Raw genomic sequence first — 25,379 nt, forward strand, 5'->3', positions numbered from 1 at the left:
GTTTTAAAACAAGAAATGCCAGCGGGTACATGAATAAATTGAAAATTATTTAATAACCCGCGTTATGCGGTTATAATATTCTTCAGTTTTTGGGCTGATATCGGAATCTGTGATAATGCCTGTTATATTCTTAACGTCGTAAAAAGTGAAAAACGCCTGAATGCCAAATTTGCTGCTGTCCGCCAAAATATATCTTTCTGTTGCGTTGTCTAAAATAATGTGCAGCCCATTGCCTTCTTCTTCGTTGGCCGTTGTAATATTGTTGCCGTTGATGCCGTTTGTTCCGACAAAGGCTTTATGCACCTTAATTTCCTTTAACAGTTTATTCGCGAAATAGCCGATGAACGTCCCAGTCCGAGCCCTGTACCGGCCGCCGCTTAAGATCACATCATAATCAGGGTGATCTTTAAATCTATTAAAAATACTGATAGAGTTAGTAATAATATTAATATTTTTGGCGGTTAAATAATCAAAGATAAAATCATTCGTCGTGCCGGAACTAATAAACACGATATCATTATCTTTGATTAGTTCTGCGCACTTTTTGGCGATCTGCCGCTTTTGATCGACGTTTATGGTTTTTTTCTGGCTATAGGTCAATTCGGTATAAGAGAGGTTTACTTTCTCTTTTACTTTTTTTTTGGCCCCGCCATGAACCCTTGTAACAAGGCCTAGTTCTTCCAATTCGTTTAAATCCCGCCGAATAGTCATTTCTGTTACATTTAATGCTTCGGATAAATCCGAAACCTCGACCACGCTGTTTTTATTAATTTCATCAAGAATTAATTGAAAACGGTCTTCTTTGATCACTTAACGATCCCCTCTCATTCCTCCTTCAAACATTTTTGTTCTCTTTTGTTGTTTAATGTTTGTAACCTAACTATACATTGAAAGCAGTTACTTGTCAATAATGTTTGAATGTGTTCATATTCCTGTCACATTTTTTTGCTCGCATTCCATTTATCTGGGAAAATGACTGTTTTTCATTTTATAAGATAAAATTAAAACGGTTACAAAAAATATTTTGAAAAATAAACGAAAATTAGAATATTGGATTAAATGTTTATTGTTGAAAATGTATATTTTAAAATGTTTGTTTTAATTAGGAGACTAAGCTAATTTTAATTGCTGTATATATATATTAATAAAATAACATGCAATTTGTTAACATTTTGTTAACGTTTATCACATAAATTTGGCAGGGTTTCAAATATTATGTTTTCTTCACGTTGACATCTAAAAATAAACATGTTAAGGTTGCGTTGTAGAACAAAAACAAACATAATAGAACACTTTCGAAGAGGTGAAGGAGAATAACAAGAAATCCTAATTTCGTAACAGTCTGGAATGTTCACTTGTGAATAAGGCAGCTGATTGTTTGCTGTACAAAGAGATTTCCAGATTGTCAATCATGATATCACAAAGCATTGAAAATCATAAAATAGAAAAGAGGAGTAAAGATGAAGGTAGTAATTGGATCAGACAGAGACGGCTTTCAATTAAAAGAAGTCTTGAAAAGCCACTTGCAGGAACAAGGATATGAAGTGATAGATAAGACACCGGAAGCAAACCTGGATTTTGTAGATTCCACCACTCGGGTTGTAAAAGCGATTCAATCCGGGGAAGGGGACCGCGGTATTCTCATCGATAAATACGGTGCGGGATCCTTTATGGTAGCCAACAAATTCAAAGGCATGATTTGCGCTGAGGTATCAGACGAACATTCAGCAAAAATGACACGCAACCACAACAATGCAATGGCCATTGCATTGGGATCCGGCATTGTCGGCGAAGAATTGGCTAAAGGCTGTGTAGATGCTTATTTGAAATCGGAATATGCAGGTGGCCGCCATCAAATCCGTGTAGATATGTTAAATAAAATGTGCTAACAAGGAGGAAAAAAGATGATTATTTCACTTGGTTGTGACCATATTGTAACAGATACAAAAATGCAATTATCCGATTATTTGAAAAGCAAAGGACATAAAGTTATCGATAACGGAACTTATGACATGACAAGAACACACTATCCGATTTATGGAAAGAAAACAGCTGAAAAAGTAGTAAGCGGGGAAGCAGATCTGGGTGTGGTCCTGTGTGGAACAGGCGTCGGCATCTCGGCATCAGCTGATAAAGTGCCGGGCACAAGAGTTGCACTCGTTCGTGATGTTACAACGGCCAAATATGCAAAGGAACAGCTAAATGCAAATATCATTGCAGTGGGCGGAAGAATTACCGGTCTGCATTTAATCCAAGCGATTGTGGATGCGTTTATTGAAGCGGAATATAAACCAACTCCTGAAAATCAAGCACTGATTGCAAAAATCGATGCGTTAAATCATGAGGCAGAAAACCAAACCGGAAACGATCACTTTTTTGATGAATTCCTCGAAAAATGGGATCGTGGAGAATATCACGACTGATCAGGCTGACATAATAAGGAGAGATGCCAATGTTATTAGCAGTCACTTTAAACCCATCAGTGGATATTTCGTACCATCTTGAACATTTTAAAATCAATGATGTGAACCGTGTTTCCAAAGTGAAAAAGACAGCGGGCGGAAAAGGATTAAATGTTGCTCGTGTGGCCCATTTGCTTGGAGTTGACGTTTTATCCACTGGTGTGCTTGGTGGCTCGTTAGGCCAATATATCGAACAGCAGCTCGATCAGGACCAAATGAACCATCAATTCCTTCATACAAACCAAGAAGCTCGCAACTGCATTGCCATTTTGCATGAAGGCATGCAGACGGAAATTCTTGAATCCGGCCCGACGCTTACAAGCGAAGACCAAGTGCAGTTTTTGGCCCATTTTAACCGGCTTCTTGATCAGGCTTCTGTAGTTACGATTTCCGGAAGTATCGTAAAAGGGTTTAGCAATGATGTTTACGGAAAATTGATTGAACAGGCAGCAAATAAGCAGATCCCTGTCATTTTGGATACTTCGGGGCAAGCACTGGAAGTTTCATTACGGAATAAAAGCGCTTTACCTTATTTGATAAAGCCGAATATCTCTGAGCTCAGCCAGCTTTTGGACAGGGAGATATCCGGGGATCCTGAAGCCTTGAAATCAGCTTTGCAAGATCCACTCTTTTATGGCATTCCGTGGATTGTCGTTTCGCAAGGAGCCGACGGAGCTTTCGCAAAACATTACGATAATTTTTATAAAGTCAGCATTCCAAAAATTAAAGTGGAAAATCCGGTGGGTTCCGGCGACGCCACGGTTGCCGGTATGGCAAAAGCGATCGATTCCGAAAAAGGGGGGGAAACAATGCTGAAGTACGGCATGGCCGCCGGAATGCTGAATACGATGCAAGCCCAGACCGGCTATGTAGATGCAACCCAATTTGATCATTATGTCAATTTAGTTAAGGTTCAAAAAGTATAAAGGAGTGGTTTGAATGGTAAAACTATCAAAAGGCAAAACTGACAGGCTTAATAAACTCTCAGATAAAAATGGCATAATCGGGGCATTGGCAATTGACCAGCGCGGATCATTGCAAAAAATGATCGCAGCTGCAAAAGGCGGGGAAGTGGAAGCTTCCAGCATTGAGCAATTCAAAGTGCTTGTTTCTCGTGAACTGACTCCGTATGCCTCTTCTATTCTGTTAGACCCGGAATACGGCTGGCAGGCAGCAGAACAAAGAGATAAAAACGCAGGCCTCCTCGTTGCCTATGAAAAAACAGGGTACGATGCAAGCGAACCGGGCCGTCTGCCTGATTTATTGCCAAGCTGGTCTGTTAAACGCTTAAAAGAAAAAGGCGCAGATGCTGTAAAACTATTACTTTATTACGATGTTGATGAAGACGATGAAATTAACGACCAAAAACACGCGTTTGTAGAAAGAGTCGGTTTGGAATGCGTTGCAGAAGATGTTCCTTTCTTTCTGGAAATCGTCAGCTATGATGCAAACATGGATGACGTAAAAAGTGCTGATTATGCGAAAGTAAAACCTCATAAAGTGATTGATGCGATGAAAGAATTCACAAAACCGCGTTACAATGTAGACGTCCTCAAAGTAGAAGTGCCTGTAAACATGAACTTTGTGGAAGGATTTGCTGAAGGCGAAATTATTTATACAAAGGAAGAAGCACAACGCTATTTCAAAGAACAGTCCGATGCTTCAACCCTTCCGTTTATTTTCTTAAGCGCTGGTGTCTCTGCCGAGCTTTTCCAAAAGACATTGAAATTTGCCGCTGATTCAGGTTCTGAATTCAACGGGGTACTTTGCGGTCGTGCAACTTGGAAAAACGGCGTTAAACCTTTTGCCAAAGAAGGCGAAAAGGCTGCTACCGAATGGCTGCAAACAACAGGTAGAAAAAATATTGATGATTTAAATAAAGTGTTGAAAGAAACTGCAAAACCATGGTGGTCCCGCTATAGTGGTGAGTTGGCATTTAATTAGGAAAAACTTGAATCCGTGACGCTAATTTACAAGTATAATCAGGGCTTGCTGAATTAGACAAGAATTTTAGCCACTTTTGTCGAATGAGTGTAAGGTTTTTTGAAAATACGCGAAAAACCTTGTACTTGGAGGCCATTTCAAAGTACAAAAACGGAACATACATTCTATCGTTCGGCGAAAAATTAAATAGAGATTGCATTTGATTCGTTCAGCAAGACCTAATTAATTTTCCAGAGCCTCGCTCAAGGTCAAGGGTATATTTTTATTTTGGCAGAGGCTCTAAAAACTACCTTTGGAATTTTAAAAGAATGAATTAAATTTTTACTAGTAATTTGTTCAGCAAACTCTAATTAAAATAACAGGTCTTCCCAATACCAGTAAAGTAAAACTGGCTTTTGGGAAGGCCCACTTAGTTATATCACTTCAGAATTTTTACTATTTCCTTATAATAATCTTCTGTATGTGGGTTAATATTTTCATCTGTTATTATTGCAGTGATATTTTTTACATCATAAAATGTAAAAAAGGCCTCTGTACCGAATTTTGTACTGTCAGCTAGTATATACCGTTCAACCGCATTGTCAAGGATTATTTGGTGACCGTGTCCTTCTTCTTCATTGGCAGTTGTAATTTTTCTACCGCTGACTCCATTTGTACCAATAAAAGCTTTTTTTACTTTTATCTCACTTAACAGTTTGTTGGTAAAATAGCCTACGAAAGTCCCGCTTTTTTTGCGGTACCGTCCGCCCGTTAAAATAACCTCAGTATTTGGAAAATCTTTTGCCCGATTAAATACAGTCAGAGAGGTTGTAATGATATTCAGATTTTTTGCTTGTAAATAATCAAAAATAAAATCGTTTGTGGTTCCAGAACTAATAAAAATGGTATCATTATCTTCTATTAACTCGGCGCATAATTTGGCAATATGCGTTTTTTTGTCAACATTAATTGTTTGTTTCTGGGTGTACGGTAATTCAGTTATATAATCAGCATCTTTTTTTTTAGCGCCTCCATGAACACGCACTAAAAGTCCCTCATCTTCCAAGGCTTTCAAATCCCTCCGAATTGTCATTTCCGTAACATCTAAAGATTTGGCAAGTTCGGATACCTCCACAGAATTCTTTTCTTCGAGTGTGGATAAAATCAAGCGATACCTTTCGTGTTTTAACATATAAATACACCCACTACTGTAAATTTTTTTGATATTCAATTGCAATTTACATTTATCACAGTTTGATGTCAACTGTTTCGAATAAAGAGCTTTTTGCGATGTTAACAATTTTTCTTTCAATGCAAATAGAACACCACCAGAAATATAATATTGTCAGATAAATATATGCCCATTTTCACTATAAAGTCAATTTTACACGCTTAAAAAATGTACTGTTATCAGATAATTGTTGAAAAAATATAGAAATGTATCTAAAAAAAGGCGCACGAATCCAATGATCCACAAGCGCTTTTTTTGAAATTGATTTCCTTTATGTGGATAAGTTAAGAAACGAGGCTTCTCATTTTTTCAGCCTGGTTCTCTTTGATCCGGCCTAAGGCCATGGCTAACATGACACAGAGTGCCAGTCCACAACGCAGCTTCATTTTAGCCATTCCCCGAATTGTATGAAGTTCAAAGCCGAAAGAAGTATCAAGCCGGCTGTTCACGCGCTCTACAGCTGTACGTCTGTTGTATTCTTTTTTCCACTTATAGCTCGATCGATCAATGGGTGTAAAAATACGCCTGTCTTCAGATAATGAGATACGGAGCCCTTGTGCCACGGGGCATTGAGCCTTGCCTTCACATGTCACTCCCATTTGTTTCGCCGGGCAAAGTTTTTTTAGTTTCTGGCGGTCTTTCTCAAATCCCCCGTTGCACATTTCCCGTTGTTTACCTGTTTCAGGGCATATACGCAGGATACGGTTCCTTTGTAGTTATAAACGACGTTTTCCTTTCCCGGGAGTAATCGTGTTTTGTCGGGGTCTTTCCACATATTGCGAATATCAATGATGGGCTTAATCTTATACGTATCCCAGAGTTTCGTAATCAGCTTCGTGTCATCATAACCCCGGTCTCCCGCCATCGTTTCCGCTGTTTTCAGAAGCTTTGGCTGCTTTTCTTCCATTTGCTCTAAGAGTTTATGCCCTTCCGTAATGTCTGACTCAGACGCTTTTGTAACCTTGAATGTTACCGGTAACTCGTAGGTTGCATCCACCACCAGATGCAGTTTGTAGCCAAACCATTTCACAACTTTTTGCCATGGGTTGCCCCGTTGTTGTCATTATAACTTGATGAGATCATGGAAACGCCGCCTGCGATGGACAAATCGGCATGTTTTGCGATGCCTGTATCTATAATGGCGATTTTCACGCCTTTGCCGGTATCCCCGGATTTCCATGAAGTTGATGCTTTTACTTTCACGATGCCCCAGGAAACGGTTTGTCCGCTGATTTCGGCCTGCTGGTCCGGTTCAACGCTTTTGACTTCATCGTTATGCTCGAGCTCCGCCACTCTGGATGCCGGCACTTTACCGGACACAGCCGGAATATGTTCATAAGATTGTTCGATTTTTCCGTTGACTTCCGTGATCGCTTTTTTATGGACATCTTCTTTAAACGTCACAATTACATTTTCCATTTTTCTTTTTGCCCGAACCTGGTCTGCCATAATCGGGAAAGCAAGGAGGAAAGATAAGGCAACGAGTACAGATTTTCTCCAATATTTTGAAACCGGCATGAAAAATCCCTCCTATAATTGAACAATGCCGTTTCCACAATTATAGCAGATTGGAAGTTTGTGAGAGCCGGTTTTTATTGGAAAGGTTTCATGTGGATTCCGCGGCAATGTCCGGAAGCCCGGATGCATAGAAAAACGGCATGTACACAAGCTATTGAAGAAAACTCACTGCCGATTGCGAGGGCGAAAAATGATTGGGTATTTTGCTGCCATCATCTTGTTTAATGCGGTTGCTTTTTTGCCAACAAGCGGCTGGCGCCGTGCCAAGTTGTGCAAATTTGGACATTTACAATCGCTTTTCAATTGATTTTTGATACTTTTGTCGATTATAAATACCACGGCTATTGGTATTTTTCAAAAGGCATTGATTGGGTGAATCTGCCTGGCATGATCTTTCTGATTTCGCCTGTCAATATCCTGTTTCTCAACTGGTTTCTGCTCCAAAAGTCGCTTATGAAAAAGGTCCTATATATTTTCGGGTAGGAAGTGTTGCTATTGATGTATGAAAGCTTTGCTCTGCTTCCCGCGCCATGGGGTTATTTTCATTACGGCTGGTGGAAACTGCATTATTCGGTGGTTATGAACCCGGTTTTGCTTTTGATCCTGCTCGCTTTTTTCAAATGGATTACCCACTTGGAAAATAAAAAAGCCGCACCTGTTTCAGGCGCCGGCTAAACGTTTTTTGACGGAGATAATCGGCATAGTCATGGATGGCAGGATCTTCCGTTTGGATGGTTGTATGGCGGATGCCGTATTTTATTTCCAGCATTTGATTCACAGCCAAAATGACATGCAGCGGTTCGCACCCGTAGGCCCTTTTGCTTGAAAAAGGTATTCAGCACCCCCTTCTAGGCCCATTAGAGGAAAATATTCGTCTCGAAACGGTTGTTAGAATCTCTCTCAGGATCGTTAGAGGGAAATTTCTCCGTGAAAATGATCCTTAGAAGTTTTGTTACGACCGTTAGAGCAAAAATTCCCCGATGAAACGGTTCTGAGAAGCTTTGTCAGGACCGTTTCATCAAAATTTCCCCCTGAAAGTGGTTCTGATGCGGACTTTAAGCCCGTTTTCAATCATTTTTGCTCTAATTAGTCTAGTGTTGCTTTAAAGAAAATTTTGCCGGAATTTCAGCCATAAAGAGGTCTTTAAAACCGGGCATTCCAAAAGCCTGTGAACTGGATTTTGGAATGCCCCTTTTTTCCTCATGCAAAAGCTTTTTCCAGCCTGGACAATCCTTCCATCAGCGTTTCACGCGGGCAGGCGATATTGATTCGCACAAACCCTTCTCCGCCGGGGCCGAATTTTCTGCCAATCTCAACGCCGAGTTTGGCTTTTTTCCAGAGGCGATCCTTCAATTCATCCTCGCTCAGCCCGAATGCGCGGCAGTCCAGCCACATCAAATAAGTCCCTTCCGTTTCCATCACTTTGATCTGCGGCAGGCGTTCCGCGATAAACCGCGCTGCTGTATCGATGTTTTCCTTTAAATAAACGAGCAGGGCATCGAGCCATTCGCCACCGTATCGATAAGCCGCTTCCATGCCGACAATCCCGAACGTATTTAGGGCCGATGTGCCGTTCACCGCCTGGACATCTTTGAATTTTTTACGCAGCTCCGGATTCGGAATGATCACAGCGGAAGCTTTTAGCCCGGCCAGGTTGAATGTTTTTTTCGGCGCCACGCAAGTGATCGTCATGTCCCGGTATGTCTCTCCCAGCGCAGCGACCGGCGTATGTACATGCGGCGGGTACACAAGATCGGAGTGGATTTCATCGGACAAAAACAAACAGTTATACTGCGCGCAAAGATCCACCATTTTTACAAGCTCGTCTTTCGTCCAGACGCGCCCGCCCGGATTGTGCGGGTTGCAGCTCAAAAACAGTTTTGCCCCCTCTTTCAGGCGTGTTTCAAACTGCTCCCAATCAATTTCGAAGCAGTTATCAACGAGCTTGAGTTGCGCGTTAGCGACCACGCGCCCGTTTTTTTCAACCATACGGAAAAACGGATGGTACACAGGGGATTGCAGCAGCACTTTGTCGCCCGGTTCGGTAAACGCCTGGATCGCCGTGCTGATCGCAGGAACAATGCCGGTACAGTACGCAATCCATGCCGGATGGATTTCCCAGTTGTGCCGTTTTTTCAGCCATGCCTGAATGGCTTCCCCGGTGGAATCCGGGATGAACGTATAACCGAGGATTTCGTGCTCAATCCTTTTTTTAATTGCTTCTGCCACCTCATGCGGCGGATTGAAATCCATATCGGCCACCCACATCGGCAGCACATCTTCCTGACCGAAAACCTGTTTCACCTGCTCCCACTTGACGGAAGCAGTATTTTCTCTATTGATGACAGTATCAAAGTCAAACACAGCCATTTGATCACCATCCTGAAATTTGATTTCTTTTCATTTTACCATACGGAGGAGGATGAATACTCATTTTTGAATGGCAGGGATATAATGAAAGACAAGTATCCCAATATGCTTGTATGGAAAAGCAGCTCTACCATCTGTCAAAATGAAAAGATCTCGCGCAGAAACAGGCGGAAGAGTTCGGCCGGTTCAATGCCGTGGTGTTCAAAGACGGAGCCGTTTCAAGCAGGGAAAAAAATCCTCGCAGTGGCCGTGGACCATGCGACAGAGTGCCCGTACTGCACGATATCCATACGAAAAAAGTGAAAGCGGCAGGCGTGGGCTTGGAAGAATTGGCGGAAGCGGCTTTTGATGCTGCGGCACTTGAAGTGAGGGCGCGGTTGCCCACAGTGTCCATATGCAGCTTGCCCTCATTGAAGATGTCGATGATATGATCTATAAAAAATCGAATACAAAGAAACTCGCAAACATGAACCGCTTTGCAAAAGACGGATTCGAAGCGTACCATTCCGTCAACAGCACAACCATGAAAGCCGACAAACTGCCCGCTCGTAAAAGTACGGATTGCCGTTGGTCAGAGTGCCTTTACTGCATTGACGCTCACGCCAAAGCGGCGCAAAAATCGGGCGCAACAGAAGAATAGCTGGCAGAGACAATCCTCATTGCTGGCGCGCTGGCAGCTGGCGGAGCCTGCATGCATATCGCCAATATGATTGATGTATAAAAAGCGGTGAGCGGCTGCCAATGGCATAAGTCCACCGCTTTTTTGCGGGCATTTGAAATTCGCCTGAGAAAAATAAAAATCCGGTTAAATTCCAAAAATCTACATAGACAAGACAGCGAAAATTTGTGATATTGATAGTATGAATTTTTTTACAAAACAGGAGTGGACAAAATGAGAGCAATTTTGACAGTAATCGGCAAAGACCAGGTTGGCATCATTGCCGGTGTCAGCACACAGCTGGCAGAACTGAAGATTAATATTCTCGATGTCAGCCAGACGATCATGAGCGGGTATTTCACCATGATGATGATGCTGGATTTGTCGAATGCTGAAGCGAATTTTGATGAAATCAAACAAGCCCTTGCAAAAAAAGGCGAGGCACTGCAAGTCCAAATCAAAATTCAGCGCGAGGAAATTTTCCAATCGATGCACAGCTTGTAAAAACGGGGGAAAATCATGGAAACGAAACAAATACTTGAAACCATCCGGATGATTGAAGAAGAAAAACTCGATATCCGCACCATCACAATGGGCATTTCGCTCCTCGATTGCATTGACGCGGACGGGGAAAAGGCGCGCCGGAAGATTTATGATAAAATTACGCGATTGGCAGAAAACCTTGTCCAAACCGGGGAAGAGATTGAATCGGAATACGGTATCCCGATCATTAACAAACGGATCTCGGTAACGCCGATTTCCCTCATCGCCGGGGCAACGGACGAAAAAGATTACATTGCTTTTGCCAAAACACTTGATGCGGCTGCGAAAAAAGTCGGTGTTCATTTTATCGGCGGCTTTTCGGCGCTGGTGCAAAAAGGCTGCCACAAAGGCGATAAAATATTGATCGATTCGATTCCGCGGGCATTGGCGGAAACCGAACGGGTTTGCGCTTCTGTCAATGTCGGCTCGACACGTTCCGGCATTAACATGAATGCGGTCCGTGATATGGGTGTGATCATTAAAAAGACGGCCGGGCTGACCGCGGATACGCAAGGGCTCGGCTGTGCAAAACTCGTTGTGTTCGCGAATGCGGTGGAGGACAATCCGTTTATGGCCGGCGCGTTCCACGGGGTCGGTGAAGCGGATGTCGTCATCAATGTCGGCGTCAGCGGCCCGGGTGTGGTGAAACGCGCCCTTGAAAAAGTGAAAGGCGAACCGTTTGATGTCGTTGCGGAGACGGTAAAGAAAACGGCATTTAAAATTACGCGGATGGGACAGCTCGTCGGCATGGAAGCATCCAAACGGCTTGGCGTTCCGTTTGGTATTGTCGACTTGTCGCTTGCCCCGACACCGGCTGTTGGCGACTCTGTAGCCCATATTTTGGAGGAAATGGGCCTTGAATCCGTGGGTACGCACGGAACAACGGCGGCGCTCGCTTTGCTGAATGATGCCGTGAAAAAAGGCGGTGTCATGGCATGCGGCCATGTTGGCGGCTTAAGCGGCGCATTCATCCCGGTTTCTGAAGACGCCGGCATGATTGATGCGGTCAACCGCGGGTCCTTGAATCTCGAAAAACTGGAGGCGATGACCTCGATCTGCTCCGTCGGACTTGATATGATCGCGATCCCGGGCGACGTACCGGCAGAAACGATTTCGGCGATGATCGCAGACGAAGCTGCAATTGGTGTCATCAACAATAAAACGACAGCGGTGCGGATCATTCCAGCACCGGGCACAAACGTCGGTGACCGCGTCGAATTCGGCGGCCTGCTCGGCCATGCGCCGGTAATGGGCGTCCATTCCTTGTCATCAGCGGACTTCATTGCCCGCGGCGGCAGAATCCCGGCCCCGATTCACTCATTTAAAAACTGAGCGCTTGAAAAAGCACCACCAAAATAGAAAAGGCGTTGAGACACTCCGCTATTTGTGTTTCAACGCTTTTTTTGCAAGCTATATGTTGTATGCACGGAAAATACAAAATTACTTTTTCAGTGGCCCCTTTCTTTTTCATATACGGCGGCCTAAAACCGGGATGAAATGGCGATCACTAGATCGAGTGGAAACAAAATTGTGCAATGGACAAGAAAAACTAAGTACACAACAGGTTATATGGAATGTTATGTTGTTAATAACCGCCATATAGATTCATTTGTCAAATTTTAACTGAAAATTTTAATAAATAGATTTTATTTTTTAAGAGGATTTTTTCAATTCGACGCAGTATTTATAAAGTGTAAGAAAAATTGATATTGGAGGGATAATATGAAAAAATTGCTCGTTTAGTATTGGCCATAGCCATAGGAGGAGTTGGTCTGTTTTCAGCTATACCAGCAAAAGCTGACGAAACAGATAGTAATTTAACGTCTTTCCGAAAGAAGTCTCCCATCCTCAAGGAATGTGAAGGTGCGAATCGCACCAATGAGTAGGTGGGAGATGAATTTCGTAACAAAACTCTTGGAACAAGAGGGTTAGCTCGGTCAGTTTTCGTTGGCTAGTAAAAGCAACGATAAGTCGAGAAGCCCCCACTTCAATCAAACCGTAAGGTTGATAAGTGGAGGGTAGTTCACTTCAAGACAATCCAGGCATTGTCGTGCAGGATGGTAGTGCTTTAGTTAATGATGCAAATATTAGTGATGATGTTGTAACAGATAATGCAACTCTAGACGATTTAAGTACGGAATATAACCTAAAAGATGTCAACATAAGTGAATGCCCAGAAGGAACACCTGTACTCAAATTTGACAGTGTAGAAGACTTAAATAAATTCTTGGCCACTGAAGACGCCGCACCAAAGACAATTGAAACCACGATCAACAATATAGAACCTTTACCTGTTTCCAAATTAGGCCTGTCTCAACCTCTAGCTTCAAGATCTTCAAACTATACTACAGTCAGAAAAACAAAAACAGTGAATACAGGATTTGCAAATGTTAATTTAAAAGCGGATATTAGAGTTTACAGCAGTGGATCTTTCCGAGAGATAAAGAGTTGTCACGAATGGACAGACCATACGGGTTTTGCCTTTTCTCTTGATTGGGACGAAAAGTATCATTGGCATAAAATTTCCAAAGATCATTCAAGTGTGACTGTTGCCGGTGGTGGTGTTTTAAATTATGTCATCTTTGTCTCAGGAATAGGTAAAATGTATTCACGGTCAATCGATATTAAATTCACGTATAAATTATAATATAATCGAAAGGATGTTAGAAAATGGATCATATATGGCAAATCGTAAATGTTTTGGCTTTGTTAATTATTATCGTTCTCATTGTGAGAGTGCTAATAAAGTTAAACAAAATGAATTAATTCAAGAGCCTATTTTTAGGCTCTTTTTCATGTCATAAATGTTGAGAGAGATTCTCGACGAATTTTTCTTGGTTTTTAAGTGATATAAATTGAACACAACATTGTCGTTCTGCTGCCTGTTGCAACATAAAGTCATCATGCAATTTGGTGCTTAAGCTTGATATAAAGCTTAAGTTCATTTTATATAGTACCTTTCTTATATCAAACGGCAACGCAGACCCCAGGATGAACATTCAAACAAGAACGCCGGCTAATTACCGAGTTTCATTAGGCCGACGGGAAAGAAAGTCCGAGAAGCGGGAGAGGAAACGCCCAAACATGACTCAAGCCTTCAAAAAAAAAAACAGACCGGAATGCCAATGGAATTTTTACAAACAGGATAGAAATAACAGGATGCTATTTTTTATTTGACAGCTCTCCATACTCTGTTATAACGAAATCAAATGGTACCGGTTTCATTTTAAAGATGGATGGTAAACAACATGAGGGGAAAAGAAGCGAAAGTTACGATTTACGATGTAGCAAAGAAGGCCGGCGTGTCGAAATCGACCGTTTCAAGATATTTAGGCGGCCGGTTTCATGAATTGTCACCGAAAACCTGGCAAAAAATCAAGCAGGTGATCGATGAACTTCAATACCGCCCGAATAATTTGGCGAGAGGGCTGAAAAATAGCCGCAGCTACTTGATTGGCGCGCTGGTTGCCGATATTACCAACCCGTATACAACTGAACAGCCGACTTATCAAATTGGCAAAACAGTAATGGAGCTTATTTTAAAACGGCTGGCGGATAACGAATCGCCGGCCCAGACGATCTCTTACCAGACGCGTTTGATTGAAAGGGGATCTGCCCCGGGGAGATGACTTCCCCCTAAGGAAAAGTGAGACCGGCTTCACCAAAAAAGAAGCGACGATACAGGCTGAAACCCTGCGGGACAGCTTGAAAAGATGCCAACATGGGATTGGACAGAAAAGAAGTGGCAGCTTTCCCCTGTAATGGTATCGGTCCCATTAAAAGAAAAAGAGAGCTCCCGGAAAGAAGCATCCAAAACGGAAAAAACGATAGATACAGTAAAAGAAAAAATCCAAAAAAAATCTTAACATCGCACGCTCTAAAGCTAAAAAATACAGGTCCGGCACGAAAAAATGGTACCGGTCCCAATCCATAAACGAAATCTGGTTCCAACAAATAAGAAAAGAGGAAACACCAATGGCCCATTTATTTGTCACTATGAATGCATTTCAGGATACTGCCATTTTTTCTTACCCGGTGTTATTCGCCGCCATCCGCGAGGCCGGATGTGACGGGGTGGAAATCCGGCGGGAGCTGCGTTCATTGTTGGTTCGGCAATCAGCAAGGCAAGTGACCCTTTGCTTGCGGCAAGAAAGATAAAAGAAACTTGGGAGGCATTGAAATGAATCGGGAAATAGAAGTCATTTTAAATGAAATTCAAACGGTATTTTCAAAAATAGACGGGGAACAAGTGGAAAAGCTTGCGGATATGCTTGCCTCTCCGAAAAGCATTTTCGTATTGGGCGAGGGGCGTTCAGGGCTGATGGCCAAGTCTTTTGCGATGCGGCTCATGCATCTTGGTTTCCATGTGTTTGTCGTCGGCGAGACGATCACCCCTTCCATTCAGCCGGGAGATTTATTGATTGCCGTCTCTGGTTTCGGCACGACTTCCAATGTTGTGCAAGCGGCGGAAAAAGCGAAAAAGAATGGGGTATCTGTTGTGGGCGTGACTTCTGATCCGTCTTCGAGGCTTGCGGAAACTTCGGATAGCGTGGTCTATATTCCGTCTGCCACGAAATACCGGAGGCCGGGAGAAATTGAAAGCAGGCAGCCGCTCAGCTCATTGTTCGACCAGTCCGTCCATCTGTTTTTTGACGCGGTTTGCCTGAAAATTGCCGGACAGCAGAAATCGGGGGATGAAGCGGCGTTGAGCCGGCACAGCAATCTGGAATAAGAGATGGAAGAGCGCAAATGCGAACGGGCCCGAGCAAGCAACGGGATTTGGCTATCCGGTTTCTGAATAAGGCAAAATGGTAATGAAACACAGGAAAAAACAGCAGATATGGCTTTTCCTTATCCCGCTGGATACGGGGCCGGATCCGGACCATTCCGTTTGCGGATCGGCTTGCTGTATCGTTGAAAGGATATACCGCGGACGAACAATCGATCCGCGGTTTTCCATTTTTTTATCCTGCACATTTACGCCGGCTGATTTCATCCTTTTTCCCGGCGTTATTTATTTTGCTGTAATAGGTGCCGGTTGATCTTTATTCCTTTGCTGACGCCGCATTCAATGCAGCACGGGCGCCGGTATCACTCACTCTTCTTCCCGCATTTGCAGCGCCCGGTTGGCGTTCCGGACATCGTTGTTCAGCAACTGGCTTAAGTTATAGGCCTGGTACATGCCATGTTCATGCATATAGTTGAATACGCGCGCATGCCAGTCGATCGCGCTGTTTAAATGGCGCACAAGCACGGTGCGCAATGCCGGCGTGGCTGTTTCCGTGATCGCAGCGGCATAATTTCTTACAGCTGTTTTAGAAGCGGTCAGCAGTTCACCGGCCTGAAATCCGGGGTTGGTTTGCCGCTCCTCGTTTTCTTCTGTTTCCTCTTCCCGCGGCGCCTGCGGATAAAACTGCAGGAGGTCGCGGATATTTTTTTCAAGTGCCCGGATCGAAAACGTATACAGTTCCCGGAGTCCTGCATCGGACACATTTCTCACGACTGTTTTAAACTGGATCAAACAAATCGTCTGGGATGCAACCAGCTCATGAATTTCCAAAGTTTCATGCCAAGCTAACGTTCTTGCCACAATATTCCCTCCTTTTTCTTTCACACGTTTCCATTTGTATGCAAACGGTCCGTGCATGTGCCTGTTTGGCCGGAAACCGAAATATTTTTACATTTCTTTTTGATTTGTTATGATAAAAAATGAAATCTGAAGAGAGAGGCGGAGGTAAGATGGAAAAACAAAGAAGGCTCGGCAAATCGGATTTGTATGTCAACCCGGTCGGCCTCGGAACAAACGCGGTCGGCGGGCATAATATCCACCCGAATCTCAACGATGAAACCGGGAAAGAAGTGGTGCGCACGGCCATTGACCATGGCATCAATTTTCTTGATACAGCGTTTATTTACGGGCCGGAACGTTCGGAAGAGCTGATCGGCGAGGTGCTGAAAGAGCACGGCGGCCGTGACAAGGTCGTCCTCGCCACAAAAGGTGCGCATAAATTTGTCGATGGAAAAGTGGTGTTCGACAACTCCCCTGCATTTTTAAAAGAAGCGGTCGAAAGCAGCCTGAAACGCCTGAAAACCGATTATATTGATTTGTTTTATATCCATTTTCCGGATGACCGCACCCCGAAAGACGAAGCGGTCGGCGCCTTGAAAGAACTGAAAGATGAAGGAAAAATCCGTGCAATCGGCGTTTCTAATTTTTCCATTGAACAACTGAAAGAGGCAAACAAAGACGGGTATGTCGATGTGCTGCAGTCGGAGTACAATTTATTCAAGCGCGGGGCTGAAAAAGATTTGCTTCCGTACACAGCGGAAAACAGCATTTCGTTTATTCCGTACTTTCCGCTTGCATCCGGGCTTCTCGCCGGCAAATATACAAAAGATACCAAATTTGAAGGCGGGCGTGCGAAAAATCCGCTCTACCAGGGCGAAACCTATCTCCGCAATTTGGAAAAGGTTGACAAGCTCCGCCCGATTGCGAAAGAAAAAGGCGTGGATGTCGCGCATGTTGTGCTCGCCTGGTATCTCGCCCAGCCTTCCATTGATGCTGTCATTCCGGGTGCCAAACGGCCGGAACAGGTGATTGACAATCTGAAAACATTGGAAGTCAGCCTGACGGAAGCAGACGTGCAAAAGATCAGCGCCATCTTTCAATAATGTATTTCCACGGTGGAAAAATGTTTTTTGTTGATTGACGTATTTTCCTGTCTTATACTTAAACTAGTATGGCTAAAGGAGTTGGGAAAATGGGTGTGATGGATCTGATCAAATCGCGCCGTTCCATCGGTGTGACAGACAATAAAGAGGTGCCCGATGATGTCATTAGAACGTTGCTCGAAGCTGCCACATGGGCGCCAAACCATAAGAAAACAGAACCGTGGAAATTCCGCGTGTTTAAAGGGGAAGGGCGCGCCAAACTCGGGGAGGAAATGGCCAGGATTGCAGCCGGGAAAGCGGAAGGCCTGAGTGAAGAAGAAGCGGCGAAAAAGATTGAAAAAGCGCGCAAAGGGCCGCTACGGGCGCCGGTGGTGATCGTGGTTGCTGTCAGCCCCTCCGGCATTGTTCCGGAAATTGAGGAAATCGTTGCGACCGGTTGTGCGATCCAAAACCTGCTGCTTACGGCAACCGAGCTCGGTTTGGCTACAATCGTGAGGACTGGCGACATCGCGCATGAACCTGAATTGAAAAACTATCTCAATCTTGAACCTGCGGATAAAATTGCCGGGCTCATCTATGTCGGCTATCCGAAAAGGGAAATGGACATCAAAGCACAACGGACACCAGCAGAAGAAAAAACGCAATGGTTTGCTTAAACCCAGGCTTGCCGGCTCTTTTCACGGGTCGGTTCGCTTCTTCATGTTAAATTTTCTAAAAAATGGGAAGTTTCAGCCCGACGTTTTTGAAAGCGCACAATAAAGGCTGCCTTGCAAAACCCTGACACGACCGCAGAGGCGTTTGCACATACGGTTTGTTTTTTTGCCGGCAGCAAATAAGAAGATTGTGATATAATCAAATTTATACATAGATAAGGAGTTGATCGGTATGGATCAAAGCCCGAATGGACAAGAACTGAGTCGCGGGCTGAAAAACCGCCATATTCAATTGATTGCGATCGGGGGCGCAATCGGGACGGGGCTTTTCCTCGGTTCCGGCAAATCGATTCACTTTGCCGGCCCGTCTATTATGCTCGTATACTTCGTAATCGGCTTAGCTCTTTTCTTTATGATGCGGGCACTCGGTGAACTGCTGATGTACAAGCCGATTACCGGATCGTTTACCCATTTTGCCGAAACATTTATCGGACCGTGGGCAGGCTTTATTACCGGCTGGACCTATTGGTTTTGCTGGATTGTAACCGGCATTGCCGAAATTACCGCAGTCGGCATGTATGTTCAATTTTGGGTACCCGAATTGCCGCAGTGGATTCCCGCTTTGATTTGCGTCGCTGTTCTGTTTCTCATCAATATTGCGACAGTCAAAGCATTCGGGGAAATGGAATTTTGGTTCGCCATCATTAAAGTTGTGACCATTATTGCGCTCATTATTATCGGCATTCTCCTCGTGTTCGCCGGTTTTCAAAGCCATGGGGCACATGCCTCTTTTACGAACCTGTGGCAGCACGGCGGCTTTTTCCCGAATGGTTCTAAAGGGTTTCTGCTGGCGTTTGAAATGGCCATCTTTTCATTTGTCGGGATTGAACTGGTCGGCGTAACAGCCGGGGAAGCAGAAGATCCATCAAAGACGCTGCCAAAAGCGATCAACCAGATTCCGCTGCGGATTTTACTGTTTTATGTCGGCGCTTTGTTTGTCATCATGTCGATTTATCCTTGGAACCGGCTGAATCCGGACGCGAGCCCGTTTGTCCGGGTATTTGCCGATATCGGTCTTCCGGCTGCAGCAGGCATCATCAATTTTGTGGTGCTCACTTCGGCGGCTTCCTCGTGCAACAGCGGCATTTTCAGTACAAGCCGTATGCTGTATTCTCTTGCGGAAGACGGAAAAGCGCCGAAAATGTTTAAAAAGTTAAACAAGCGGAATGTCCCGGCACCTGCTCTGCTTGGTTCAACGATCATGCTGTTAATCGGCGTTGTGCTGAATTATTTTATGAAGAGTACGCAAGTCTTTACGCTTGTCACAAGCATTTCATCCATCTGTTTTGTCTGGGTGTGGGGCGTCATTATGGTTGCCCACTTGCGTTTCCGGAAAAATATGCCGGAAGAAGCGGCCAAAATCTCTTTTAAATTGCCGTTTGCCCCGGTCATCAACTGGATTGTACTCTTGTTCTTTGTCTTTGTCCTCGTTGTTCTCGGGATTGCAAAAGATACGCGTGTTGCCTTATTTGTGACACCGGTATGGTTCATCCTGCTTGTCATCGCTTACGGCCTAACACGAAAGAAGAAAAGCATTTAACCAGAAAAACCCGTTTGGAAAGGGATTTCCAAGCGGGTTTTTCTGGTGTTTTTCATCACTTCATCTATTATTTTATCCCTCTCATCAGCCGTTTGATGACCGGTGCATAGAGAAGCAGGAATATGCCCAAAATGACCGAAACAAGGCCGACGCCGCCGAAGTAGATCACTTCATGGTCGGCGCTGTACAGTTTGACAAGCTGGGCATTCAACGTTTGGGCCGCAGCATCAGACAAGTTCCAGAGACTGAGCATTTGCGCCGAGAATGCGGCTGGCGCCAGCTTTGTCGATACGCTCAAACCAACCGGTGACAAGCAAAGTTCCCCGATCACGACAAGGAAGTAGCTCAATACAAGCCAGAGCGGGCTCACAAGCGACGAAGAGCCGTTAAGGTAAGCCGGCACCATCATAACAATATAGGAAAAACCGGCAAGGATGAGCCCGAAAGAAAATTTAACCGGTGTGGACGGCTGCCTGTCTCCCAGCTTCACCCAAAGCGAAGCCAGAACCGGCGCAAAGACGACGATAAACAGCGGGTTCAGTGTCTGGAACCAGGACGGCAAAATATGGATGCCGGCAAAATTCAGCTGTGTCCGCTTGTCCGCATAGACAGCGAGCAGGCTCGCGCCTTGTTCTTCAATCGCCCAGAAGACGATAGAAGCAATAAATAAAGGAATATAAGCCAAAATGCGTGAGCGTTCGTCTTTCGATGTTTTCTTGCTGAAGTACATCATAATGAAGTACCAGGCAGGAATTAAAAATCCTAAAATGCTGACGATGGTAATAAAGCTGTTCAGATTTAAAATCCGTGCCGGAATGGTAATCGCCAGCAAAATAATCAGAATGACAGCCCCTGCGCCGATTTTTATAAAAGTCGATCTTCTTTCTTCCGGCGTCAGCGGGTTGTGCACGACAGAGCCGGCAAGCCCGAGATTTTTCTTTCTGGACATCACGAATGAGATCAAACCGAAAAACATTCCGATGGCTGCAATGCTGAAGCCGAGATGGTAATTGTACCCCTGGCCGATAGTCCCGACAATGATCGGCGCAAGGAAGGCACCGAGGTTAACCGCCATGTAGTAAATGCTGAAACCGGAGTCGCGGCGCAGGTCTTTTTCATCATACAATTCCCCGACGGTTGAAGCGGCATTTGGTTTTAACAAGCCTGTCCCAAGCACAATCAGCACCATAGAAACGATCAGCGCCGGGAACCCTCCCGGAAAGGACAACGCAATATGCCCGAGCATAATCAGCACCCCGCCGTAAAAAACGGTTCTGGCGGAGCCAAGCAGGCGGTCTGCAATCCAGCCGCCGATAATCCCCGACATGTAAACAAGCGCGCCGTAAATCGAAGCAATCGATGCGGCTGTTGTCGGATCCAATCCCAACCCGCCGTTTGACAGGCGGTCATACATGTAGTAAATCAGAATCCCTTTCATCCCATAGTAGGAGAATCTCTCCCAAAACTCTAAGAAAAATAAAGTCGACAATCCTTTTGGATGACCGAAAAATCCGGTCTGTGGAACAGTTTCCAGAACTTTTTTCTTGTCGATTGTTGACATGCCATTGCCTCCTTGTAAACATCACATATTGGCACAATTTGTGAAATTAACTGAAAAATAAGTGCTGGTTTTTTCGGGGAATAAATGCGATAGATAAAATATTAACGTAAAATGGGAAAAAAATAAAGATTAATTTTTTGGCAAATTTGTGTGCGCTATTGTTTAAGCCCTGAAACCCGCGTGAAATAAAGGATTTTGTGCTGGGAAAATATTTAAAAAGAATTTTTTCCTAGGAGCCCTTGCCAAAATGCTATATCCCCTGAAACTGTAAGCAGTCAGACAATTAAAGGTCGTTGATTTATTCCACTAAAGAAAAAAGACGTTTGTAGGAACATTATGACAAATGTAAAAAGAAATTGTGAGTTTTTGATTTTAATGGGGTAAATTTATTTGTTATAAGTGTCTAAATTTTTCCACTTTTGTCGGTTTTGGGCGGGTTTCAATAGATTAGGCTACTCATTCCTGTGGTAAATATTGTAAAACGGAAAAGGATGATTTTTTTTGAAAAAAAAGAGCCATGAAAGCCACTCCTTTGCTAAGATATAAGTACGATCAAATATCCAGGGAGTGATTTCATGACTATTTCTATTCTAACACAAACCAGAGACTTTTCAATACAACAAAATTTGATTCCCCACAATTGGCAAGACTATGCCGATATACCATTTGTCATTCCAGCCATGTGTTTCCCATGGGAGATTTTTAAGCCGATTGAACGAGAATACTACACCCTTTTATATTTGCACCTAAAAAATGAAAGAGCACATGATCCTTCTAATGAAATACAACCGGCACTATTTTCAATAACGGAGGAAGAAGACAAGTCTGCGTCTTCATTATTTCATCTCCCTTCCACTGGGAGAAAACCGCATCCTTTCATGCCCTTTTTTCGTGCTTTTGAACTGGCCTCTTTACAGTATATTGAAGTGATGGTGGAGAGTGTCTATTTGCAAGTGAAATCAAACCCGCTATTTGCCACCATGTGTGGATTTACGGAGAAAATTCCGAGCTACCGTTCCTTTGCTCGTTTTGATCAAATCATGACAACAAATGGTCTTTGGGAAAAAGCCCGGCTATTGGTTGTTGAATATAATAAAGGGGAAGGCGTGGTTGAAACGAATGAGGAAGCAGCCGCCGTGGATACATCGCATATAGAGGCAGAAGCAACCTTGAATAAAACAAGGAAGACGTGTTCTTGTGAGGGTGATTGCGATTGCCCCAAAGTCCTTACGGACGACAATGTAGGGGTAATGCGTAAAAGTAATGCAGTCTCCTATATTGCGCATAAATTATCAATGGTATGCGGGGTGAGATCCGGTTTGCCTTTGACGCGGGAAGTATTTAAAGGAAATACACCCGATGGGAAAACATTAGAACCGACATTGGAAACGTTTAAGACAGAGCACCCCGAGATGGCTGAGCAGTTGAGCTTTATCCTGGCAGATGGAATCTACCAAACGCCGGAAAATCAAAAAGTGACAAAGGATGTATTACAGGCGAAATTGGTGGCACCGATCAATCCACGGAACCGTAAAGATAAACCAACTACCGCCCGGGGGATTGAAAAAATCAACCGGTACGGCACTCCCATCTGTATCAGTGGACATAAAATGGAACTTAGAGGATCTGATCGGGAAAAGGGGCAATATATTTACACTTGTCCTGTATTTCATCCAAATGCCAAGCAAGAAGGTCTCACCTGCCCGCTAGCGAATCACGCGGAATGTTGTAATGGGGCAGCACAAGGAAGAGTATTTAGGATGGACTTTGATCAAACGCCTCAAGTAGATGTCGAGTTGCCGCAACATGGTCGCACATTTGAAGTGTTATATAGTGCCAGGACGATCATCGAAAGAATCTTTGGCATTTTAAAAGACGGATACAGTCTCCGTCGTGTTCACAAGCGTGGGAAACAGGCAGTTGAAGCTCATGTAGATCGATGCATGATATCTATGCACATCATGGCAAATATGGCGTACCATCAGACAGGAAAGGCCAATTGTGGATGGACACGCAATCGGCTGCAAAGAGCAAATTAAGTTATTCACAGGTGGATATGTGAATAACTCAAATGAACGTTTTCTTTCCACAAAGGGTAGTGAAAAAAACCATTTTGTGAAGGCGGGATACGTATGCCCTTTTTTTGAAGAAAAATGACCGTTTTACTTCTATTGAATTGAAAATCTGGATGAAAAGGCAAAAAAATCGGGATAATTAATTTTCCAGAGCCTCGCTCAAGGGTATATTTTTATTTTGGCAGAGGCTCTAGGTAAGGGAAACGTTTTCATAAATAGAAATAAAGGTAAATTTCATATAATTTATGTAAAGTGTAAGTTTCTGATAAAAGTAAAAACCCGCGGCATCCACCGCAGGTTTTTCCGTTATGGTTCCCGGTTAAAATCGCATTCCCGTAAAGAAACGACTTTTGTCTTTTTCACACATTTATAAATGAGCCATACGGCAATAAAGATGGGGAGGCCGATATACGAGACAAATACGCTTCCCCACTTAATATGGTCTCCCAAAAATGCCTGGTAGTTTTGCCCGAGAATGACGACCGTACAAACGGCAAACGCAAATAGCGGGCCGAATGGGAACCATTTTGAACGGTAAGGCAGGTCGCTCAAAGCTTTGCCTTGTGCTACATATGCACGGCGGAATCGGTAATGGCTGATGGCAATGCCGAGCCAGGCGATAAAGCCGGATAAGCCGGATGCGTTCAGGAGCCAGTTGTACACTGCCCCGTCGCCGAAGAAAGACGCAAGGAAAGCAACCGTTCCGACAAGCGCAGTGACAATCAGTGCATTCACCGGCACCCCGCGTTTATCCAGTTTCCCGAGGAATTTCGGCGCTTTGCCGTCGCGCGCAAGTTCCCAGAGCATCCGCGTTGACGCGTACATGCCCGAGTTGCCGGCAGAAAGAACAGCCGTTAAAATAATCGCATTCATGACAGAAGCCGCAAAAGCAATGCCGGCACGCTGAAATACAATTGTGAACGGGCTCATCGTAATGTCATCGGCGGTTAATCTCGAATCCGTGAACGGAATCAACAGGCCGATGACAAAAATCGCCAGAATATAGAAAAGCAAGATTCTCCAAAATACAGATTTCACAGCACGCGGAATGGTCTTTTCCGGATCTTCGCTTTCACCGGCCGCAACCCCGAGCAGTTCTGTTCCCTGGAATGAAAACCCGGCTGCCATAAAAACCCCGAGCACGGCCAGGAATCCGCCGTGGACTGGGCCGTCTGCAATCGTAAAGTTAGAAAAGCCGATTGTTTTTCCGCCCATAATCCCGAAAATCATCAGTGCGCCGACAATGATAAAGGCAATGACGGTTACGACTTTAATGATTGCAAACCAGTATTCAGCTTCCCCGAACCCTTTTACAGATAAATAATTTAATAAGAACATGATGAGAAGGCAAGCCGCACTCCACACGATCGAAGGCATGTGCGGGAACCAGAATTTCATGATAATGGTTGCTGCTGATAATTCGGCTGCGATCGTGATCGCCCAGTTGTACCAATAGTTCCAGCCAAGCGCAAATCCAAGTGCCGGATCAACAAATTTTGTTGCGTACGTGCTGAAGGTGCCTGCAACCGGCATGTAGGCGGCCATTTCTGCAAGGCTTGTCATTAAAAAGTACACCATGACGCCGATTAATGCATAAGCGAGAAGCGCACCGCCAGGCCCCGCGCTGTGGATTGCCCCGCCGCTTGCCAGAAAAAGCCCGGTTCCGATTGATCCACCGAGGGAAATCATGGTCAGGTGGCGGGATTTTAATTTCCGCTTCAGCTTCGTCAATTCACCCTTTTTTGCAACGGGAACCGCTCCGGCTGCAGTGCTTTGCCCATGATAGAAGTCATCCATCCTTGATTCACTCCTTTTTATATAGGAAGGAGCAGGGAATAAACAAAAATGCCGCAGTCGTGGAGACGCGGCATCAAAGCGTATACCCTCCATCAACCTTCCGAAGATAGCTCAACACATATGCGGAGGGGAATCGCATATGTGACAGTTCTGTTCCTGTTCGGAAACAGCCCCAACATGGCACCGCGGGATCCGGCACCACGTTTCGGCAGCTTTTCCTTTCAACCGGAGTCTTAAACTTTACCCGTGTCTCGTCCGATTTACTCATAAAAGCTGCGACCTCTACCTCACCGGATTTGATGAGGATTTTTTTATT

General features: G+C 44.3%; 24 protein-coding genes, 1 pseudogene and 1 riboswitch. Of the genes and pseudogenes, 17 read left to right on the plus strand and 8 right to left on the minus strand.

Annotated elements, in window-relative coordinates:
• Positions 1-45: 45 nt before the first annotated feature.
• Positions 46-810: a DeoR/GlpR family DNA-binding transcription regulator gene (locus NST20_RS01655; RefSeq protein ID WP_342399922.1), complete on the minus strand. Its 765-nt coding sequence runs from the start codon at positions 808-810 to the stop codon at positions 46-48.
• 650 nt (positions 811-1,460) lie between these two features.
• On the opposite strand from NST20_RS01655, the gene lacA reads away from it, so the two are divergent.
• From lacA to lacD, 4 genes are read left to right on the plus strand one after another with little or no spacing between them, the layout of a single operon-like run.
• Positions 1,461-1,889 (plus strand): galactose-6-phosphate isomerase subunit LacA, encoded by a 429-nt coding sequence (gene lacA / locus NST20_RS01660; protein WP_342399923.1) that lies wholly within the window; start codon positions 1,461-1,463, stop codon positions 1,887-1,889.
• Positions 1,890-1,904: 15 nt separating this feature from the next.
• Positions 1,905-2,423 carry a galactose-6-phosphate isomerase subunit LacB gene (lacB, locus tag NST20_RS01665; RefSeq protein WP_342399924.1) on the plus strand — a complete coding sequence of 173 codons (519 nt, stop codon included), beginning with the start codon at positions 1,905-1,907 and terminating at the stop codon, positions 2,421-2,423.
• 29 nt (positions 2,424-2,452) lie between these two features.
• The gene (locus tag NST20_RS01670) at positions 2,453-3,388 is read left to right on the plus strand and encodes a hexose kinase (RefSeq protein ID WP_342399925.1); all 936 of its coding nucleotides are present in this window, start codon (positions 2,453-2,455) and stop codon (positions 3,386-3,388) included.
• Positions 3,389-3,401: 13 nt separating this feature from the next.
• Positions 3,402-4,406, plus strand: a complete 1,005-nt coding sequence (gene lacD / locus NST20_RS01675) for a tagatose-bisphosphate aldolase (RefSeq protein WP_342399926.1) — start codon at positions 3,402-3,404, stop codon at positions 4,404-4,406.
• A gap of 418 nt (positions 4,407-4,824) precedes the next feature.
• Here lacD and NST20_RS01680 read toward each other — a convergent pair whose 3' ends face one another.
• The 3 genes and pseudogenes from NST20_RS01680 to NST20_RS01690 form a co-directional block, all read right to left on the minus strand.
• Positions 4,825-5,577 (minus strand): DeoR/GlpR family DNA-binding transcription regulator, encoded by a 753-nt coding sequence (locus NST20_RS01680; RefSeq protein ID WP_342399927.1) that lies wholly within the window; start codon positions 5,575-5,577, stop codon positions 4,825-4,827.
• A gap of 323 nt (positions 5,578-5,900) precedes the next feature.
• Positions 5,901-6,676, minus strand: a pseudogene (locus tag NST20_RS01685) (transposase); the annotation flags it as partial.
• On the minus strand, positions 6,643-7,134 hold the full coding sequence (locus NST20_RS01690) for a protease inhibitor I9 family protein (protein ID WP_342399928.1): 492 nt from the start codon (positions 7,132-7,134) through the stop codon (positions 6,643-6,645). The pseudogene NST20_RS01685 and the gene NST20_RS01690, both read right to left, overlap by 34 nt.
• Positions 7,135-7,404: 270 nt before the next feature.
• On the opposite strand from NST20_RS01690, the gene NST20_RS01695 reads away from it, so the two are divergent.
• Positions 7,405-7,617, plus strand: a complete 213-nt coding sequence (locus tag NST20_RS01695; protein WP_342399929.1) for a hypothetical protein — start codon at positions 7,405-7,407, stop codon at positions 7,615-7,617.
• Positions 7,618-7,629: 12 nt separating this feature from the next.
• Positions 7,630-7,809 carry a hypothetical protein gene (locus NST20_RS01700; protein WP_342399930.1) on the plus strand — a complete coding sequence of 60 codons (180 nt, stop codon included), beginning with the start codon at positions 7,630-7,632 and terminating at the stop codon, positions 7,807-7,809.
• 525 nt (positions 7,810-8,334) lie between these two features.
• Here the strand turns inward: NST20_RS01700 and NST20_RS01705 are convergent.
• Positions 8,335-9,504, minus strand: a complete 1,170-nt coding sequence (locus NST20_RS01705) for a PatB family C-S lyase (RefSeq protein WP_342399931.1) — start codon at positions 9,502-9,504, stop codon at positions 8,335-8,337.
• A gap of 427 nt (positions 9,505-9,931) precedes the next feature.
• Here NST20_RS01705 and NST20_RS01710 point away from each other — a divergent pair, with 427 nt between their 5' ends.
• From NST20_RS01710 to hxlB, 7 genes are all read left to right on the plus strand, one after another.
• Positions 9,932-10,144, plus strand: coding sequence for a hypothetical protein (locus NST20_RS01710; RefSeq protein ID WP_342399932.1), 213 nt, complete (start codon positions 9,932-9,934; stop codon positions 10,142-10,144).
• Positions 10,145-10,396: 252 nt separating this feature from the next.
• On the plus strand, positions 10,397-10,666 hold the full coding sequence (locus tag NST20_RS01715) for an ACT domain-containing protein (protein ID WP_013858224.1): 270 nt from the start codon (positions 10,397-10,399) through the stop codon (positions 10,664-10,666).
• A 15-nt stretch (positions 10,667-10,681) separates the two neighbouring features.
• Complete coding sequence (locus NST20_RS01720) at positions 10,682-12,037, plus strand: PFL family protein (RefSeq protein WP_342399933.1); 1,356 nt, start codon at positions 10,682-10,684, stop codon at positions 12,035-12,037.
• Between the two features lie 679 nt (positions 12,038-12,716).
• On the plus strand, positions 12,717-13,352 hold the full coding sequence (locus tag NST20_RS01725; protein WP_327076830.1) for a hypothetical protein: 636 nt from the start codon (positions 12,717-12,719) through the stop codon (positions 13,350-13,352).
• Positions 13,353-13,953: 601 nt separating this feature from the next.
• Positions 13,954-14,334, plus strand: a complete 381-nt coding sequence (locus tag NST20_RS01730; RefSeq protein ID WP_342399934.1) for a LacI family DNA-binding transcriptional regulator — start codon at positions 13,954-13,956, stop codon at positions 14,332-14,334.
• A gap of 346 nt (positions 14,335-14,680) precedes the next feature.
• The gene (locus NST20_RS01735) at positions 14,681-14,863 is read left to right on the plus strand and encodes a hypothetical protein (RefSeq protein WP_017554030.1); all 183 of its coding nucleotides are present in this window, start codon (positions 14,681-14,683) and stop codon (positions 14,861-14,863) included.
• Between the two features lie 22 nt (positions 14,864-14,885).
• Positions 14,886-15,437 (plus strand): 6-phospho-3-hexuloisomerase, encoded by a 552-nt coding sequence (gene hxlB / locus NST20_RS01740; protein ID WP_342399935.1) that lies wholly within the window; start codon positions 14,886-14,888, stop codon positions 15,435-15,437.
• Positions 15,438-15,800: 363 nt separating this feature from the next.
• Here the strand turns inward: hxlB and NST20_RS01745 are convergent, their stop codons facing one another.
• The gene (locus NST20_RS01745) at positions 15,801-16,352 is read right to left on the minus strand and encodes a spore coat protein (RefSeq protein ID WP_342399936.1); all 552 of its coding nucleotides are present in this window, start codon (positions 16,350-16,352) and stop codon (positions 15,801-15,803) included.
• 92 nt (positions 16,353-16,444) lie between these two features.
• Here NST20_RS01745 and NST20_RS01750 point away from each other — a divergent pair, with 92 nt between their 5' ends.
• The 3 genes from NST20_RS01750 (at position 16,445) to NST20_RS01760 (ending at position 19,630) form a co-directional block, all read left to right on the plus strand.
• On the plus strand, positions 16,445-17,377 hold the full coding sequence (locus tag NST20_RS01750; protein ID WP_017554033.1) for an aldo/keto reductase: 933 nt from the start codon (positions 16,445-16,447) through the stop codon (positions 17,375-17,377).
• Positions 17,378-17,466: 89 nt separating this feature from the next.
• The gene (locus NST20_RS01755) at positions 17,467-18,033 is read left to right on the plus strand and encodes a nitroreductase (RefSeq protein ID WP_328004971.1); all 567 of its coding nucleotides are present in this window, start codon (positions 17,467-17,469) and stop codon (positions 18,031-18,033) included.
• Between the two features lie 229 nt (positions 18,034-18,262).
• Entirely contained in the window at positions 18,263-19,630 is a 1,368-nt protein-coding gene (locus NST20_RS01760; protein WP_207369096.1) for an amino acid permease, read from the plus strand.
• Positions 19,631-19,697: 67 nt separating this feature from the next.
• Here the strand turns inward: NST20_RS01760 and NST20_RS01765 are convergent, their stop codons facing one another.
• Positions 19,698-21,191 carry a peptide MFS transporter gene (locus NST20_RS01765; RefSeq protein ID WP_029142183.1) on the minus strand — a complete coding sequence of 498 codons (1,494 nt, stop codon included), beginning with the start codon at positions 21,189-21,191 and terminating at the stop codon, positions 19,698-19,700.
• A gap of 575 nt (positions 21,192-21,766) precedes the next feature.
• On the opposite strand from NST20_RS01765, the gene NST20_RS01770 reads away from it, so the two are divergent.
• A complete protein-coding gene (locus NST20_RS01770; RefSeq protein ID WP_342399685.1) occupies positions 21,767-23,230 on the plus strand; it encodes a transposase in 1,464 nt (487 codons plus the stop codon).
• Between the two features lie 342 nt (positions 23,231-23,572).
• Here the strand turns inward: NST20_RS01770 and NST20_RS01775 are convergent, their stop codons facing one another.
• Positions 23,573-25,063 carry an amino acid permease gene (locus NST20_RS01775; protein WP_029142182.1) on the minus strand — a complete coding sequence of 497 codons (1,491 nt, stop codon included), beginning with the start codon at positions 25,061-25,063 and terminating at the stop codon, positions 23,573-23,575.
• Positions 25,064-25,162: 99 nt separating this feature from the next.
• Positions 25,163-25,356, minus strand: a riboswitch (Lysine riboswitch).
• Positions 25,357-25,379 lie beyond the last annotated feature (23 nt).

Source organism: Weizmannia sp. FSL W8-0676 (assembly GCF_038593015.1).
Taxonomy (GTDB): domain Bacteria; phylum Bacillota; class Bacilli; order Bacillales; family Bacillaceae_C; genus Weizmannia; species Weizmannia coagulans.